Genomic DNA, 14,979 nt, shown 5'->3' with positions numbered 1-14,979 from the left:
CGGCGCGGATCCCCGGGTCCGCGCCGGAATGGAGTGCATCGGTTCCAGCCTTTGTTCCCGCCGGGGAGATGGATTACTTTGTCGGCATGAAATTCGCCTCCATCGCTATTCTCCCGGCATTGGCCGCACCCCTGCTCCTGACCTCCCCGGCGTGGGCGGGCGACGGCTGGGAATCCATCGGCACGGGCATGACATCGGACGCCAGCGGTATCGCCGTGCTGAGCCGGGACGACGACCGTGTCGACGCACTGGTCTTGCGAGACAGCAAGAAACCCGGCGAGAACCGGGCGGCACGGGTCCGGCTCGTCGACGGTCGAGTGTCCAAGGTGGACCCGATCGACTGGCCGGGCGAACTCCCGGTCGACCTGGAAGCGGCCGAAGCGGTGCCCGGAAAAGCAGGCGAATTCATCGCACTGGCCAGCGGCGGCAAAGGCTTCCACCTCAAGCTGAACGACCGGCGCCTGAAAGTGCTCGGCACCTTTCAAGTACCGAAGGGTGACGCCGAGGACAATTACGAGAGTTTCGCACTGAAAAAGATGAATGACCGATTGTTCGCGGTCTGGGCGGACCGGGGACAGGACACGCGCCCGGCGACGCTGTACTCCGCGGAGTTCTCGGTGTCGAAGCTGTCCTTCGGCAAACCGAAGGCGATCCCGTTCCGCGTCTCGTACCCCACCACCCACGTCCGGCACGCTTCCGACGTCGAGATCACCGCGGACGACCGGATCCTGATCTCGTCGGCCTCCGACCCAGGCGACAACGGCCCGTTCGACTCCGCCGTGTACGCGGCCGGATCGCTCCGCTCCGACGGTTCGATCGCCCTCTCCCCCGCCCCGGCGAGGATCGGCGACTTCCCCGGCCACAAGATCGAGGCGATGACCTGCCTCTCGCGCTCGTGCGACAGCGTGCTCTACGGGACCGACGACGAAGCCGCGGGCGGTAGTGTCCGGATCGTCACCAGTAACGAGCCGGAGGACCAGTGATCAGCGAAGACCTGCGCGAACGCCGCCTCAAGATCATCGAAGAACACATGGACACCGAGGTGACCCAGGAGTTCGACCGGACACTGGGCACCTTCAACGGCCATCCGCGCTACGAGATCATGGCGACCGGGCAGATCTTCGACGGCGACGAAGAGGTCATGGGCTACTACCGCATGACCCGCACGGCCTTTCCCGATCAGCGGCACGAGAACGTCCGCTACCACGTCGCCGACGAGTCGGTCGTCGTCGAGTTCGACCTGCTCGGCACCAACCTCGGCGAGTTCTACGGCCGCCCGCCAACCGGCAAGACCTTCCGGGTGCCGATCATCGCGGTGTTCTTCTTCGACGAAGACCGGATCACCAACGAGCGGGTCTACTTCGACGCCGCCAGCCTGATCACCCAGGCGGGGCACGCCGAACTGCTGACACTGCTCGCTGCGGGCGAGGCCTGAACCAATGGCGGTCCACATCGGCCGATCGGCCGATGTGGACGGTCGGGGCACGCGGCGAGGCTGACGGAGACCTGCCGCCGAGTCTTGGAGAACCCACCCATGCCCCGAAACCGGGTCGCGACCGTGTTGCTCGCGACGACGTTGGCCGCGCTGGCGGCACCGGCACTCGCCTCGGCGTCGACGACCTCGCCGCTGGACTGGAAACTCTGCAAGGACGTCGCCAAGGACTGGCAACCCGCCGACGATCAGCGCACCGAATGCGCCATGGTGGCCGTTCCGGTCGACTACGCGAAGCCGGACGGCCGCAAGATCGGCATCGCGGTCTCGCGGCGGAAGGCGACCGACCCCGCCAAAAGGCGAGGTGTCGTCCTGCTGAACCCCGGCGGCCCCGGACAGGCCGGGATCCACGAGCCGAGGTGGATCACCGACAGCAAGGCTGCCGGGATCGGGATGGACCACGATCTCATCGGGTTCGACCCGCGTGGCGTCGACTACAGCGCCGACGTCGCCTGCCCATCGCTTCCCGGTGATGACACCGAACCGCCGCCTTCCTTGCCGGACAAGGAAAAAGCCCGGTTCGTGTTCGAACGGGACGCGAGGGTGAACCAGCGGTGTGTCGCGGCCGATCCCGGGTTCGTCCGCAACCTGACCACCGACAACGTCGCCAGGGACATGGACCGGATCCGGGAGGCGCTCGGCGAGGAGAAGATCGGCTTCTACGGCGTCTCGTGGGGAACCGCACTCGGTGCCGCCTACCGCACCCGGTTCGACTCCCATGTGGACCGGATGCTGCTGGACTCGCCCATGGCGCCGACCTTCGACATCGGCGGGATGGACGACGCGATGATGGCGGCGGCCGACGTCACCGTCCGGGACTTCGCCGGCTGGATCGCGCGCTACGACACGGTCTTCCACTTCGGCGGCACTCAGCCCGTCGTGCTCGACGCGCTGCTGAAGCTCCGCGACGAACTGACCGAACACCCCCGGACGGTGAACGGGGAGACCGTCGACGGCGAGACGGTGAAGAACTACCTCGCCGGCCCGCGGCGTGAGTGGGCGAGCGCCGCCAAGGCCCTCGCGGCACTGCGCGACGGCGCGACGCCCGGCGCGAAACCCGTGTCCGCTGGTGGCGCGGGCTTCGGCTGGGACACGAAACCGAGTGGGCACAACGTCTTCCAGCAGACGGCGATCCTCTGCAACGCTTCCGAAGGCCCCCGCGACTTCGAGTCGATCGGGCAGCGACGGCTCGACCGCGTCCGCGCCTACCCCGCTGTCGCCTCCCCTGGGTTCTGGAACGGCCGGTGCGCGGGCTGGCCGCTGCCGGTCCAGCCGTGGAACTTCACGAAGGGAACCAGTCCGCTGCAACTGGCCGGGCACGTCTACGAACCGGTGACACCGATCGGCTGGGCGGTGGCCCTGCACGAGCGGATCGGCGGCGCCCTGCTCACCATCGAGGACGATCACCACGGTTCGCTGTCCTCGCTCCCCTGTGCGAGCAAGGCGGTCGAGTTCTTCTCCACCGGCAAGACGAGCGACGAATCCTGTGCCGGAGCACCGATCCCGCCGCCGCACACCGGTGGTCACTGACGTCGTTCAGCCGTCGAGGCGCGAAAGGCCGAACGCGGTGAGGAAGCCCGCGACCGTGATCAGCCCGGTCCACAGGTGCGCGTCGTCGAAGGCCTCGGGAATCATCGTGTCGGCGATCATGGCGAGGATCGCCCCGCCCGCGAGTGCGGTGATCACGGCAAGGACGGTGCCGGACGCGCCGCCGAGGAGACCGTAGCCGAGCAGTGCCGCCACCCCGCTGATCACGGCGATGCCACTCCAGAGTGTGAAGACATAGCGTGGGCTTCGGCCTGCCCGCTTCATCCCCGAGGCGCTGGAAAGCCCTTCCGGGACATTGCTGATGAAGACGGCCGCCACGGTCACCACACTCACGTTCCCTCCGCCGAGCAGGCTGGTTCCGATCACCATCGACTCGGGCACGCCGTCCAGCAACGCGCCGAGCGCGATCGCCGTACCGGAACCGGCCTGCTCCGCCTCGGACGGCTGCAGGTCACCCGACCGCTTGCGATGACGCGCGCCCCGCCGGGCGAGCACGACGTTGGCGAGCGTGTAGATCAGCGACCCGCCGAGGGCTCCCAAGGCCGTCGGCAGGAAACCGCCCTTTTCGTGTGCCTCGGCGATCAGTTCGAAGGACACCGCCGAGATCAGGACCCCGCTGCCGAAGGCCATCACGCTGGCCACCGCCCTGCTCGGGATCCGGACCAGGAAACCGATCATCGCGCCCAACAGCAAGGCCGACCCACCGAGCAGACCCCAGCCGCCTGCCGCGAGCAACTCCGACACGTGTCCCGTCTCCTTTCGTCCGGTGGAAAACAGGCCGGGCCGGCCGCGAACTGCGGCCGGCCCGGTGTCAAGCCAGGTTCAGGCTCGGATCATGCCACGTCGTACCGGTCGAGGTTCATCACCTTGTCCCACGCCGCCACGAAGTCGCGGACGAACTTCTCCTTGGCGTCGTCGCTGGCGTAGACCTCCGCCACCGCGCGAAGCTCGGAGTTCGAACCGAACACGAGGTCGGCACGGGTACCGGTCCACTTGACCTCGCCGGTCGCGGAATCGCGGCCCTCGAAGGTCTCCGCGTCAGCGGACGTGGCGGTCCACTGAACACCCATGTCGAGCAGGTTCACGAAGAAGTCGTTGGTCAGCGACCCCGGCTTCGCGGTGAACACGCCGTGCGGCGACTGCTGGGCGTTGGCGCCGAGGACACGCAGACCGCCGACGAGGACGGTCAGCTCGGGCGCGCTCAGGTTCAGCAGGTTCGCGCGGTCGAGGAGCAGGTACTCCGTCGGGAGACGGTGGCCCTTGCCCCGGTAGTTGCGGAAGCCGTCGATGGTCGGCTCCAGCGGGGCGAACGACTCGGCGTCGGTCTGTTCCTGCGTCGCATCGGTCCGGCCCGGCGTGAACGGCACCTTGACGTCGTATCCGCCGTCCTTGGCGGCCTGCTCGACGCCCGCGACACCACCGAGGACGATCAGGTCGGCGAGCGAAACCTTCTTGCCGCCGGTCTGGGCGCTGTTGAACGACTCCTGGATGCCTTCCAGGGTCCGCAGCACCTGAGCCAGCGTCTGCGGGTCGTTGACCTCCCAGTCGCGCTGCGGCTCGAGGCGGATGCGGGCACCGTTCGCGCCGCCGCGCTTGTCGCTGGCGCGGAACGTCGAGGCCGACGCCCACGCGGTCGAGACCAGCTGCGAGACCGACAGCCCCGAGGCGAGCAACTTCTCCTTGAGGGAGGCGATGTCCGCGTCGTCGATCAGCTCGTGGTCGACGGCGGGCACCGGGTCCTGCCAGATCAGCGTCTCCTGCGGGACCAGCGGGCCGAGGTAACGCTGGATCGGGCCCATGTCACGGTGGGTCAGCTTGAACCAGGCGCGGGCGAAGGCGTCCGCGAACTGGTCCGGGTTCTCGTAGAACCGGCGCGAGATCTGCTCGTAGACCGGGTCGAACCGCAGCGCCAGGTCGGTGGTGAGCATGCCGGGCGCGCGGTTGAGCTTGCCGTCCTCGGGGTCCGGCACCGTGTTCTTCGCCTTGCCGTCCTTCGGCGTCCACTGGTGGGCGCCCGCCGGGCTCTTGGTCAGCTCCCACTCGTACTCGAAGAGGTTGTGGAAGAACCAGTTGCTCCACTGGGTCGGCGTCGGCGTCCAGGTGACCTCGAGGCCACTGGTGATCGCGTCACGGCCCTTGCCGCTGCCGAAGGTGTTCTTCCAGCCGAGACCCTGCTCCTCGATCGAGGCGCCCTCGGGCTCGGGACCGACGTACTTGTCCGGGTCGGCCGCACCGTGCGTCTTGCCGAAGGTGTGCCCGCCGGCGATCAGCGCGACGGTCTCCTCGTCGTTCATCGCCATGCGGCCGAAGGTCTCGCGGATGTCGCGGGCCGCGGCCATCGGGTCCGGATTGCCGTTCGGGCCTTCCGGATTCACGTAGATGAGACCCATCTGCACGGCGGCGAGGGGGTTCTCCAGCTCGCGGTCACCGGTGTAGCGCTCGTCCCCGAGCCACGTGCGCTCGGGACCCCAGTACACGTCCTCGTCCGGCTCCCACACGTCCGCGCGGCCACCCGCGAAGCCGAAGGTCTTGAAGCCCATGGTCTCCAGCGCGCGGTTGCCGGTGAAGATCATCAGGTCGGCCCACGAGATCTTGCGGCCGTACTTCTTCTTGACCGGCCACAGCAGACGGCGGGCCTTGTCCAGGTTGCCGTTGTCCGGCCAGCTGTTGAGCGGGGCGAACCGCTGCATGCCCGCGCCCGCGCCACCGCGGCCGTCCTCGATGCGGTAGGTACCCGCGCTGTGCCACGCCATGCGGATCATGAAGGCGCCGTAGTGGCCGAAGTCCGCGGGCCACCAGTCCTGCGACGTGGTGAGGACGGCGTCGACGTCCTTGGCGAGTTCGTCGAGGTCGACGGTCTTGAACTCGGCGGCGTAGTCGAACCCGGCGTCCATCGGATCGGAGGCGGCGGAATGCTTCCGGAGGATCTTCAGGTTGAGCTGGTTCGGCCACCAGTCACGGTTGCCCCCGCCTTCGGTGGGGTGGTTGCGGCGCCCCGCCGAGACGGGGCAGCCGCCCGCGCCCTCTTCGTTCATTTCGCCGACGACGGCGTCTGGGCTGTCAGACACAGAGATCCTTCCGGAGTATTCAGAGCTTGCAGGGCTCAGGAACGGGATTTAGCAGCGCAGTCGGGACACAGGCCCCAATAGATGACCTCGGCCTCTTCGATCACGAAGCCGTGGTCGTCCGACGCGCTCAAACAGGGTGCGTGGCCGACGGCGCAATCGACGTCGGCGATGACACCACATGATCGACACACGACGTGGTGGTGGTTGTCCCCGACCCGGGACTCATAGCGTGCCACGGATCCGGCCGGCTGGATGCGCCGGACGAGACCCGCGGAGGTCAGTGCCCGCAACACGTCGTAAATGGCCTGGTGAGAGACCTCGCCGAGCTCCGAACGCACGGCACCGATGATCGAGTCGGTGTCGGCGTGCGGATGGTCGCGTACCGCGGTCAGTACGGCCACCCTGGGACGCGTCACGCGCAGGGAGACCCCGCGCAGCATCCGTTCGAAGTCCGGGTTCGTGGGCACGGCCGCAGTCTGGCCCATTTTCTGGAATGAATCAAGTTCGCGCATCCCGGGCGTGTCTCATGCCACAGGGCTCCACAAGGACCCCGCCCGCCGCCTCGCGACGGGCGAGACGACACCTCCCAAGGGCGGCTACCTCTGAAGACGTCACTTTTGTCGCCTCGGTTACAGATTTCATTCGAATATTTTGCCTCGATGACAAAGTCCGACCAAAGGCATATTCCTTCGATCGTTCTGCAATATTCACGAAAGTGCGGAAATCGGACCAGATTTGCGCTCATGGCAAGGAATCTCCTCCGCCGGAGACCACTTTGGTTACACATCAACCGAAAGAGACTCGCCGATGCACCTGGAAGAGTGAGCGTCTTCAGCGGAGCGTCGCCGGGCCGGCATGATCGAACCCACCGAGGGGCGCCCAGAACCGTTGCCAGAGCGCCGATCCGAGCGTTTCCGCTGCTCCAGGACCTGGTCAACATGATGCCACGACCCAATTCTCCCGTGGTAGCGTCTGCGCCCTGTTCGAATTCGATCCCGCTCGACGATCGCCCGATCCAGCCAAGGAAAAAAGACATGCCTGAACACGGTGCCGATACCGTCATCGCGGTGGACGGCCCGGCGGCCGCGGGCAAGACCACCACCTGCCTGGCGCTCGCGAGAACCTTCGACCTCCGCTACCTCGAGAGCGGCAGGACCTACCGCATCATCGCCTTCGAAGCCCTACAACGCGAAATTCCGGTGGACGACGCACGAGAGGTCACCGGCCTCTGTGACGAGCTGCTCAGGGAGAGCCACACGGCCGGCCTGCTGACATCGGAGCGTTATGCTACGGACAAGCTGCGCGAAACCCCGGTCAATGTCGCCGTTTCCGCCGTCGCGAAGATCGCGGATGTCCGCCAGCGGGTCACCGGTCTCATCAGGCTTTGGGCCAAAAGCCAAGCGCGCTGCGTCATCGAGGGCCGCGACATCGGGACGACCGTCTTCCCGGCGGCACACCTCAAGTTCTACTTGACCGCTTCGCCCGAAGTCCGGGCGATGCGGCGAGTACGGCAGGAGCGGGCAGGTACTTACGAGAACGTGCTCAAAGACGTGATTCGCCGAGACGACGCCGATATGAACCGGGCGGTGTCACCACTGGTCGCCGCCGAGGACGCCATCAGGATCGACACGACTCAGCTCACCATCGACCAGGTGATGAGCCGAATGTCGGAGGCGTGTCGCAATCGAGGGTTAGAGATCATTCGTTAGTGCGAGTAGGCTTCTGCTTTGTCTGCGACGAAGCTAAGTTGACCAACGGTATGACTTCAAGTGATCGATCAATGACAAGGGGTATCAATGATGGAGCCGGTGATGGCGAAGGAAAACGGAGCCGAGCCGGCCGCTGGCAAATGTCTCTTCTGCCAGCTTCACGATCCCGATGTCAACGAGCTGGTGATCGACGGCGGAGAGGTCTACGTCCGCTGGGACAACTACCCCGCCGCCAAAGGCCATGTCGAAGTCGTCCCCAAACGACATGTGGAGTCCTACTTCGAGCTCACGAAAAGTGAACACGCCGAAATCTATACACTGATCAAGGAAGCGAAGACCCGGATCGAGGAACGGTTCCAGCCCGCCGGTTACACCATCGGGGTGAATGAGGGACGTGCCGCCGGCCGGACGATCGACCACCTCCACATCCACCTGATCCCCCGCTACGAAGGCGACGTCGAGGATCCCCGGGGCGGCATCCGTCATGTCCTTCCCGGGACGAACCCCGATGAGTGGCTGGCTTAAGCTTTCACCGCCTCGACGACGAACCAGGTGCCCCGTCCGCTCGGCAAGATCCGGGCCGACACGAAGCCGACCCCGGTCAGTTCCTCCGCGACAGCCTCGGGCCTGCGCAGCGAAAACCACCGCGCAGAGGGAATCCGGCCGTCTCGCACCCACCCCTCGCCCTTCCCTGCTTTGAGACTGATCGCCGCGAGACCGCCAGGCGCGAGAACGCGATGAATCGCGGAGAAGGCATCGGGATGTGCCGCGCTCGGCAGATGAAGCACACTCGCGCAGGCCCAGACGCCATGGAACACGCCCGCCGCAAACGGTGGCGCCAGAAGATCACAATGAACCGCCCCGAAAACCGCGCAACGACGGCGAGTGTGGCGCAGCATCTCCCCGCTGACGTCGCTCGACACCACGGCCGCGCCTCGTCGGGTCAAGTACTCGGAATCGCGGCCGGCGCCACAACCGAGGTCCAGCACCAAACCTCCGGGCAAGGCCGCGAAGAAGCGATCCAGCTCGCGGTCCAGACCGGGAAACTTGTCAAGCGTTTCAGTGGCCCGGACGTACATCGCGGCACTTTCGTCGTAGGTCCGGCGAGTACTCGACACGAGTGCGCGCAACTCCTCGCCGGTCAGGTGCATTCGAAGTCCTCACGACCGATGGCCATCCCCAGATTGGTCATCTCTTCGAACAGTTCCCTCCGATGGAGCACGTCGTAGCCACGGCTGCTGTCGACGCTCACACAGCCGACGAATTTGTTGCGCCCACTCCTGATCGGCGTGACGAAGAGCGCGGCTCGATGGTTGAAGGCGTGAAACTCCTCCCAGGTCAGGTTCATCACCGCTTCCGATCCGTACCGCGCCACGTGGTCGTTGTACTTCGCCTCGTCATCGAGGCTCTTCACCAGCGACGCGACGTCGAACCAGACTTCACGATCATGTAGCCAGCACAACCCCACCGCCCCCACACCCCGCTTCGGAGCGAAAGCTCGTGTAGCCGGATAGGAGGACATCCGATAGGAGGAAAGTCGCTTCAAAACCCCGTGTACCGGATGCCGCAGCGTCCGCCTCCTCCGCCATACATGGAGTGCCAGATCGCCTCGGTCCAACGGAGGAACGATTTCCGCACTGATCTCCAGCAGCCTGCCGAACGTGGACAGCACCCGTCTGCGCATCATGACGTTCCGGTCCACGAACGAGCGCCGCCGCCAGCTTTCGAACGGCGTGAAGGCGCCGAAAACCCCTGCCACGACAAGAGAAGTCAACAGCAGGTACGGACGGCCGTCCAGGACAGCATCCCAAACGTCCTTGGAAGGTACGTTGTAGGCCTTGCCTGCGAGGAACAAGGTCGCCGACAGCAGGACCGCCTTGTCCGCGGCCTTCGCCGTCGTCCGGCTCATGCTTTTCCGTCGCCCTGGTGCCGCCACGCCTTACCGGGCAAGGCCATGTGAGTGCCGTCCCCACCGAGCAAAACCACCTCTCGCTTCTCGGTGACGACCCCGATCCGATGGAAGTTCAGCGATTCGGCGAGATCGTCCACCCGGCAGGGTGGCACGGTGAAGACGAGTTCGAAATCGACGGAATCGCCCATGACCAGGCTCAGCGGCTCCATACCCACGTGGGCGGCCACCGCGGCGACCGCTTTGGGAACCGGGATCGACTGTTCCTCGACGGCGATCCCGACACCGCTCAGCTCGGCAATGTTCAGTAGCGTGGCTTTCAGCCCGTCCGAAGTGTCTTGGCAACTCGTGACCATTCCACCGGCCCCGAGCAAGAGCCCCTCCTCGATCCTCGCCACCGGCCGTTTCCAGTTGGCGATCAACGGCGGAAGCAAACTGTCGATGACCAGGTCCGGGTCCCCTGCCCGCAGATATGCCATCGCGGCCCCGGCAAGGCCGGTCGGCGCGGTGAGGCACACGACGTCACCGGGCTTCGCTCCGGACCTCAGGAGCGCTCCACCCGCCGGGCACACCCCGAGCGCCGATGCCGACAGGATCAGGCGTTCCGCTCCGCCGATGTCGCCACCGACGTTGAGGCAACCGAATGCGGCGCACGCGTCGCGGATGCCCTTCATGACGAAGCCGAACACGGCATCGTCCATGTCCGCGGGATACCGGACGACGGACAGCAGGCCGATCGGCTTCGCACCCATCGCCGCGATGTCGCTCAGATTCGCCGCGACGAGGAAGTAGCCCAGGTCGTATTCGTCGAGGTAACCCATCTCGTACAACCTGAACTTCGGCCCGCGGACGTAGTCGGTGCCCACCACGAGGTCGTGCGCTCCTTCCAGGCGGAAGACCGCGCAATCGTCCTGGGCGTCGGCGCCGGCGGTCAGCGCCACCCGGCCACCGTCCGCCGACGAGACCGGCACGAACTCACCGGCCTGGCGAGCGAACAGCGGAACGATCGTCCTGGCCAGCCGGGTGGGCTCGTCCGAGAATCCTTCAGTCGCCACTGGACATCTCCGCACTGGCGGCCATGAGATGGCCAAGTGTTTCGCCGGGCCAGTAGTCCACCCTCCGCATGGTCTCGCGGAGATCTTCTTTCCGCATCACCACCGCGTAGTCCCATTCCGGGTCCTCGATCGCCAGAACGGCTCCGACGACCGAGCGCAGGTACTGCCTTTTCTGCTCCCCGGTCGGCCGATAGACGCGGCACTCGCCTCGGTACATACGAAGGAAATAGGCGGAGGAAGGCCACGGCGGGCGCGCGAGTTCACCGAGAGAGCCCAGATCCTCATAGGCGAGGCCGTCCCCGATCAGAAGATCGTCCACGCGGTCACCGTCGACGGGGAGAAAATGCAGATGCGCGTGCGTGATACAGGCGTGGCTGTCCTGGCCCGCGCTCGATCCGTGCTCCAAGATCAACGGCTCACCAAAGGTCTCCCGGTACAGCGGGACGAAGTCGGCAAGAAAACCTCGCACCTCGATCTCATGGAGTGAAAGTACCTGAGCGAAGGACAAGTAGTGGTTCGACGGCACCAACAGAAGATGCCCGAGCACAAGCGGCGACATATCGGCCAGCAAAGTCAAATTTTCCGTTGAACATATTGACCGGGACGGCGGATCACCTTCGTAGAAACGGCTGAAGGAGGTCTCCTCGGCACCTGTGAGCTCTTCGCAGAAATCCGCGCCCGCGCACCGCATGGTCTCGATCATGTCTCCCCCGCCACTCGTCCCGCCGCCGTCGATCAGGGCATCTGAATTTTTGCGCACCGATATGGCCGACCTGAATGGTCATTGCGGAGGTTAACTCGAACGTAGCAACCTGATCGTTGATTCGTGATGGCGGCTCTTTGGACAAATGCGGGACACATCATGGCCGAAAAACCGCCGGAAGGCGGGGGGACGAAAAGGCGCCCGCCGCCCGATTGGACGACGGACGCTTTTCCGGTTATCGCGATCCGCTCACATTCCCATCGATCCCGACGGAATCACGTACGTATACCCGTTTCTCGGCGAAATCCGTACCTACTGCCCCTCGCGGGTCAGCAACTCCCGCACCCGTTCCTGCAGCGCCTCCCGCGGATACGCGTTCACCTGGGCCCCCGCCATCCGCACGGGGTCGCCGAAGAAGAAGTACTCGTACAGCGACTCCCGCCCGGCGAAGCTCGAGACCGACGCGTCGAGCGCGAGCTTGAACAGTCGTGCGCGGTCCTTGGCGGGCAGGGTGGCCGACTGGAGGTAGGTGTCGATGTCGGCGCGGCCCTCGGTTTCGAAGTCCGCTTCCCCGGGCAGGGCCATGAGCCCGGACGCGGAGAACTTGCGGATGATCTCGGTCAGCCGCGGCGAAACCTTGGTGGGGTACCAGTTCCGGGCGGCGTTGAGGACTTCCCACTTCGGCAGGAAGACTCCGTCCTCGCTCACCACGCCGTCGGCCTCGGCCGCGCGCAGCACGGCCTTCTCGATTTCGACGTAGGAGATCAGTTCCGACAGGTCCTGCTGGATGTGCTGGAACCCGCCGATGCCGATGGCGGCGGCGATCTCGCTGGCGAGACCGAGGTAGAACTCGGTCTTGGCCAGTGTGCGGGTGACGACCTGGTGGGTCATCAGCGCGCCGGCGCCGGTCTCGGAATACCACGCGTTGCACAGTTCCGGGTGCCCCAGCAGGAAGACCCGCTCGTTCGGGACGACCACGTCGTCGAAGACCACGACCGCGTCCATCTCCTCGAAACGCGAAGCGAGCGGCTCGTCGAAGTGCGAGCGGCCGTGGTCGAGTCCGGCGCGGCAGAAGTACTTCAACCCGGGCGCGTCGTTCGGGACCGCGAAGGCGTAGGAGTACGGGGCGTCCTCGGGTGTGCCACGCAGGACGGTCGACGGGAACACCAGCAGTTCGTCGGCGATCGGCGCGATCGTGGCGAGCATCCGGGCACCGCGGACCACGATGCCGTCCTCCCGTTCCTCCACCACTTTCGCCGAAAGGTTGCCGCCACCCTGCTGGCTCCCGGACACCGAGCGGTTGACCTGCGGCGGGATCAGCGTGTGCGTCGCGAGGAGATCGTTCTCGCGCGCCTTCTCGTAGTACTTCTCGATACGCTCGCCGAAGACGGGATCGGCCTGCGAGAAGAACTTCTTCGCGGTCGAAAGCGCGGTGAGCGACGAGTTCATGTAGTCGCCGGTCCGGCCGAGAAAACCGTGGGAATACTGAGCCCACACCGAGAAGGCGGCACGACGGCGCTTGAGATCCTCTTCGGTGCGCGGCACCAGGAACGACGTCCCGACACGCTCCCCTGTTGTCGGCGACTCGTAGGTCAGGACGTCGCGGTGCGCCGGATCGTGCTGGAGATCGAACAGCTTCGCGTAGGTCAGCGCGTTGTTGCGGAACGCGGGGTGCTCGGCGACCTTCGAGGTCACCTTCTCACCGTCGACGTACAGCTCCGGCGTCATCGCGTTGAGCTTGTCGAGGTACTGCTGTCCGGTACGTGCTCCCATGTCATGCTCCTTCTGCGGGTGGACGTCGTTGTCAGAACAGGGATTCGTGGCCTTGCGCGGATTCGTGGACGGTCGAGAACTGACCGTTGACGAAGCCGAGCGCGTCGCCGGCGCGGTAGTCGAACTCGCGCACCTCACCGAGGAACAGGGTGTGGTCGCCGCCGTCGTAGGCGGCCCACGGCGTGCAGTCGAACCAGCTGAGGACACCGGCGAGCCGCGGCGCGTGCCCGCCTTCGACCCAGACGGGCGCGCCTTCAGGAGTCGGCCGCCCGGCGAAGTTCATCGCGAGCGCCTGCTGTTCGGCGCCGAGGACGTTGACCGCGAACGGCCGTCCTTCCAGCAGATCGTGGCTCTTGACCGTGCGCTGGATCGACACGAGTACGAGAGGCGGCTCCATCGAGACCGCGGTGAAGGAGTTGACCGTCAGGCCGTGCCGCTTCACCGAGCCGTCGGCGGTGATGGCGTCGAAGGTCACCACCGCGACGCCCGTGACGAACCGGCCGAGACAGCCCCGGAAGAACTGCGCCGGTGGCCGATAGAGGTTCGAGCCCGGCGAGAAACTGGTTTCGCGTGACATCATCGTCGGATCCTGTTCTATAATCGAACAGCCAGTTCAATTATCGAAATGGATCGTATACGATGGTTTCGGACTTCCGCAAGACCGCGAGCACGTCCCAAACGCTCAGCCGCGGCCTCCGCGTACTCGAAGTGCTCGCCGACGCCCAAGAAGCGCTCAGCGTCGACCAGATCGCCGAACGGCTCGGCGTGCACCGGTCGATCGCGTACCGGCTCATCCGCACGCTCGAAGACCACGGACTGGTGACCCGCGATCCCGCCGGCCGGATGGAACTCGGCGCGCGGCTCGCGGCGCTCGCTGCGGGGATCAAGCACGATCTGCAGGCCGCCGCACTACCCGAACTGACCACGGTCGCGAACGAGCTCGGCATGACGTGCTTCGTGGCGGTACTCGACCGCGAGGAGTGCGTGACCCTGGTCAGCGTGGAACCCCGGCACGCCGTCGCGTCCGTCGCGCAGCGCCCAGGGTCCAGGCATCCGTTCACCGCGGGCGCTCCGGGGCGCGCGATCCTTTCGCAGCTGCCCGAGGAGGACTGGACGGAGGGAATACGGGAAGTGGCCGCCCGCGGATACGCGGACAGCCACGGTGAGGTGATCGAGAACCTGAGCGCGGTCGCGGTGCCACTCCCCCTGCGCGGGCACAGTCCCGCGGCGCTCGCGGTGGTCTACCTGTCGAGCGGGCGGGCCCCCGCCGAGCTCGCGGAGCGGCTCAAGGCGGCGGCGAAGGCCGTCCGTGACGCTCTCGGCGGGTAAGCGGCACGGAAGGTGGGGCCGTGAAGGCCTCCTTCCCTACCTTGAGAATAGGGAAACCGACAAAGTCGCGAACGTGTCGTGGCGGACCCGACGGGGGCGGGCTCACATATGAGGCTCCGCCCGGCTCTCGACTGTCCATAAGGGACACTTTTCGAGACGAACGTGCCCGATTTGTGCGCGTTGCGTGATTTCGAGAGGGGGTCGTGAGTGATTTGGGTTGTTCTATTGAGGGGAAAGTCAAACGTGTCGTGTCGCGGGCTGTGGTCGCTGCTGCCTACGCGTTTCCCTGGTGGTGAAGGCTTCCTTGCCTACGCTGACGGTAGTGAAGGAGCCCTTCACTACCGTCAGGCGTGATCCCTGGTGACAGTGGGACGGCTGTGACATCAACGTCCC

General features: G+C 65.8%; 15 protein-coding genes. 6 read left to right on the top strand and 9 right to left on the bottom strand.

Annotated elements, in window-relative coordinates:
* The first annotated feature begins 86 nt into the window (after positions 1-86).
* The 3 genes from ACZ7KI_RS36200 (at position 87) to ACZ7KI_RS36190 (ending at position 3,022) form a co-directional block, all read left to right on the top strand.
* On the top strand, positions 87-983 hold the full coding sequence (locus ACZ7KI_RS36200) for a hypothetical protein (RefSeq protein WP_470277520.1): 897 nt from the start codon (positions 87-89) through the stop codon (positions 981-983).
* On the top strand, positions 980-1,435 hold the full coding sequence (locus ACZ7KI_RS36195; RefSeq protein WP_470277519.1) for an ester cyclase: 456 nt from the start codon (positions 980-982) through the stop codon (positions 1,433-1,435). The genes ACZ7KI_RS36200 and ACZ7KI_RS36195 overlap by 4 nt, the downstream gene beginning before the upstream one ends.
* A gap of 99 nt (positions 1,436-1,534) precedes the next feature.
* The gene (locus tag ACZ7KI_RS36190) at positions 1,535-3,022 is read left to right on the top strand and encodes an alpha/beta fold hydrolase (protein ID WP_470277518.1); all 1,488 of its coding nucleotides are present in this window, start codon (positions 1,535-1,537) and stop codon (positions 3,020-3,022) included.
* Between the two features lie 6 nt (positions 3,023-3,028).
* Here ACZ7KI_RS36190 and ACZ7KI_RS36185 read toward each other — a convergent pair whose 3' ends face one another.
* The 3 genes from ACZ7KI_RS36185 to ACZ7KI_RS36175 form a co-directional block, all read right to left on the bottom strand.
* Positions 3,029-3,784, bottom strand: coding sequence for a ZIP family metal transporter (locus tag ACZ7KI_RS36185; protein ID WP_470277517.1), 756 nt, complete (start codon positions 3,782-3,784; stop codon positions 3,029-3,031).
* Positions 3,785-3,873: 89 nt separating this feature from the next.
* Positions 3,874-6,108 carry a catalase/peroxidase HPI gene (gene katG, locus ACZ7KI_RS36180; RefSeq protein WP_470277516.1) on the bottom strand — a complete coding sequence of 745 codons (2,235 nt, stop codon included), beginning with the start codon at positions 6,106-6,108 and terminating at the stop codon, positions 3,874-3,876.
* Positions 6,109-6,143: 35 nt separating this feature from the next.
* Positions 6,144-6,575, bottom strand: coding sequence for a Fur family transcriptional regulator (locus ACZ7KI_RS36175; RefSeq protein WP_470277515.1), 432 nt, complete (start codon positions 6,573-6,575; stop codon positions 6,144-6,146).
* 567 nt (positions 6,576-7,142) lie between these two features.
* Between ACZ7KI_RS36175 and cmk the strand changes: the two genes are divergently transcribed.
* Both cmk and ACZ7KI_RS36165 read left to right on the top strand, forming a co-directional pair.
* Positions 7,143-7,817 carry a (d)CMP kinase gene (cmk, locus tag ACZ7KI_RS36170; protein WP_470277514.1) on the top strand — a complete coding sequence of 225 codons (675 nt, stop codon included), beginning with the start codon at positions 7,143-7,145 and terminating at the stop codon, positions 7,815-7,817.
* An 87-nt stretch (positions 7,818-7,904) separates the two neighbouring features.
* Positions 7,905-8,342, top strand: coding sequence for an HIT family protein (locus tag ACZ7KI_RS36165; RefSeq protein ID WP_470277513.1), 438 nt, complete (start codon positions 7,905-7,907; stop codon positions 8,340-8,342).
* On the opposite strand, the gene ACZ7KI_RS36160 is transcribed toward ACZ7KI_RS36165, so the two are convergent.
* The 6 genes from ACZ7KI_RS36160 to ACZ7KI_RS36135 form a co-directional block, all read right to left on the bottom strand.
* Complete coding sequence (locus tag ACZ7KI_RS36160) at positions 8,339-8,968, bottom strand: class I SAM-dependent methyltransferase (protein ID WP_470277512.1); 630 nt, start codon at positions 8,966-8,968, stop codon at positions 8,339-8,341. The genes ACZ7KI_RS36165 and ACZ7KI_RS36160 overlap by 4 nt on opposite strands.
* Positions 8,959-9,672, bottom strand: coding sequence for a hypothetical protein (locus ACZ7KI_RS36155; RefSeq protein ID WP_470277511.1), 714 nt, complete (start codon positions 9,670-9,672; stop codon positions 8,959-8,961). The genes ACZ7KI_RS36160 and ACZ7KI_RS36155 overlap by 10 nt, the downstream gene beginning before the upstream one ends.
* Before the next feature lie 50 nt (positions 9,673-9,722).
* Positions 9,723-10,781: a thiamine-phosphate kinase gene (thiL, locus tag ACZ7KI_RS36150; protein ID WP_470277510.1), complete on the bottom strand. Its 1,059-nt coding sequence runs from the start codon at positions 10,779-10,781 to the stop codon at positions 9,723-9,725.
* Positions 10,771-11,484 (bottom strand): hypothetical protein, encoded by a 714-nt coding sequence (locus ACZ7KI_RS36145; protein ID WP_470277509.1) that lies wholly within the window; start codon positions 11,482-11,484, stop codon positions 10,771-10,773. Before ACZ7KI_RS36145 ends, thiL begins: the two co-directional genes overlap by 11 nt.
* Positions 11,485-11,796: 312 nt before the next feature.
* Positions 11,797-13,257: a 4-hydroxyphenylacetate 3-monooxygenase, oxygenase component gene (hpaB, locus tag ACZ7KI_RS36140; RefSeq protein ID WP_470277508.1), complete on the bottom strand. Its 1,461-nt coding sequence runs from the start codon at positions 13,255-13,257 to the stop codon at positions 11,797-11,799.
* Positions 13,258-13,288: 31 nt separating this feature from the next.
* The gene (locus tag ACZ7KI_RS36135) at positions 13,289-13,837 is read right to left on the bottom strand and encodes a flavin reductase family protein (protein WP_470277507.1); all 549 of its coding nucleotides are present in this window, start codon (positions 13,835-13,837) and stop codon (positions 13,289-13,291) included.
* A 59-nt stretch (positions 13,838-13,896) separates the two neighbouring features.
* Here ACZ7KI_RS36135 and ACZ7KI_RS36130 point away from each other — a divergent pair, with 59 nt between their 5' ends.
* The gene (locus ACZ7KI_RS36130; protein ID WP_470277506.1) at positions 13,897-14,586 is read left to right on the top strand and encodes an IclR family transcriptional regulator; all 690 of its coding nucleotides are present in this window, start codon (positions 13,897-13,899) and stop codon (positions 14,584-14,586) included.
* The last annotated feature ends 393 nt before the right edge of the window (positions 14,587-14,979 follow it).

Source organism: Amycolatopsis sp. NPDC039088, from assembly GCF_055598845.1.
This window is presented reverse-complemented; position numbering and strand designations above follow the sequence as displayed.

Coding starts and splice junctions, on each gene's coding strand:
- ACZ7KI_RS36200 (WP_470277520.1), top strand. CDS start 87: ATGAAATTCGCCTCCATCGCTATTCTCCCGGCATTGGCCGCACCCCTG.
- ACZ7KI_RS36190 (WP_470277518.1), top strand. CDS start 1,535: ATGCCCCGAAACCGGGTCGCGACCGTGTTGCTCGCGACGACGTTGGCC.
- cmk (WP_470277514.1), top strand. CDS start 7,143: ATGCCTGAACACGGTGCCGATACCGTCATCGCGGTGGACGGCCCGGCG.
- ACZ7KI_RS36165 (WP_470277513.1), top strand. CDS start 7,905: ATGATGGAGCCGGTGATGGCGAAGGAAAACGGAGCCGAGCCGGCCGCT.
- ACZ7KI_RS36160 (WP_470277512.1), bottom strand. CDS start 8,968: ATGCACCTGACCGGCGAGGAGTTGCGCGCACTCGTGTCGAGTACTCGC.
- ACZ7KI_RS36145 (WP_470277509.1), bottom strand. CDS start 11,484: ATGATCGAGACCATGCGGTGCGCGGGCGCGGATTTCTGCGAAGAGCTC.
- hpaB (WP_470277508.1), bottom strand. CDS start 13,257: ATGGGAGCACGTACCGGACAGCAGTACCTCGACAAGCTCAACGCGATG.
- ACZ7KI_RS36135 (WP_470277507.1), bottom strand. CDS start 13,837: ATGATGTCACGCGAAACCAGTTTCTCGCCGGGCTCGAACCTCTATCGG.
- ACZ7KI_RS36130 (WP_470277506.1), top strand. CDS start 13,897: ATGGTTTCGGACTTCCGCAAGACCGCGAGCACGTCCCAAACGCTCAGC.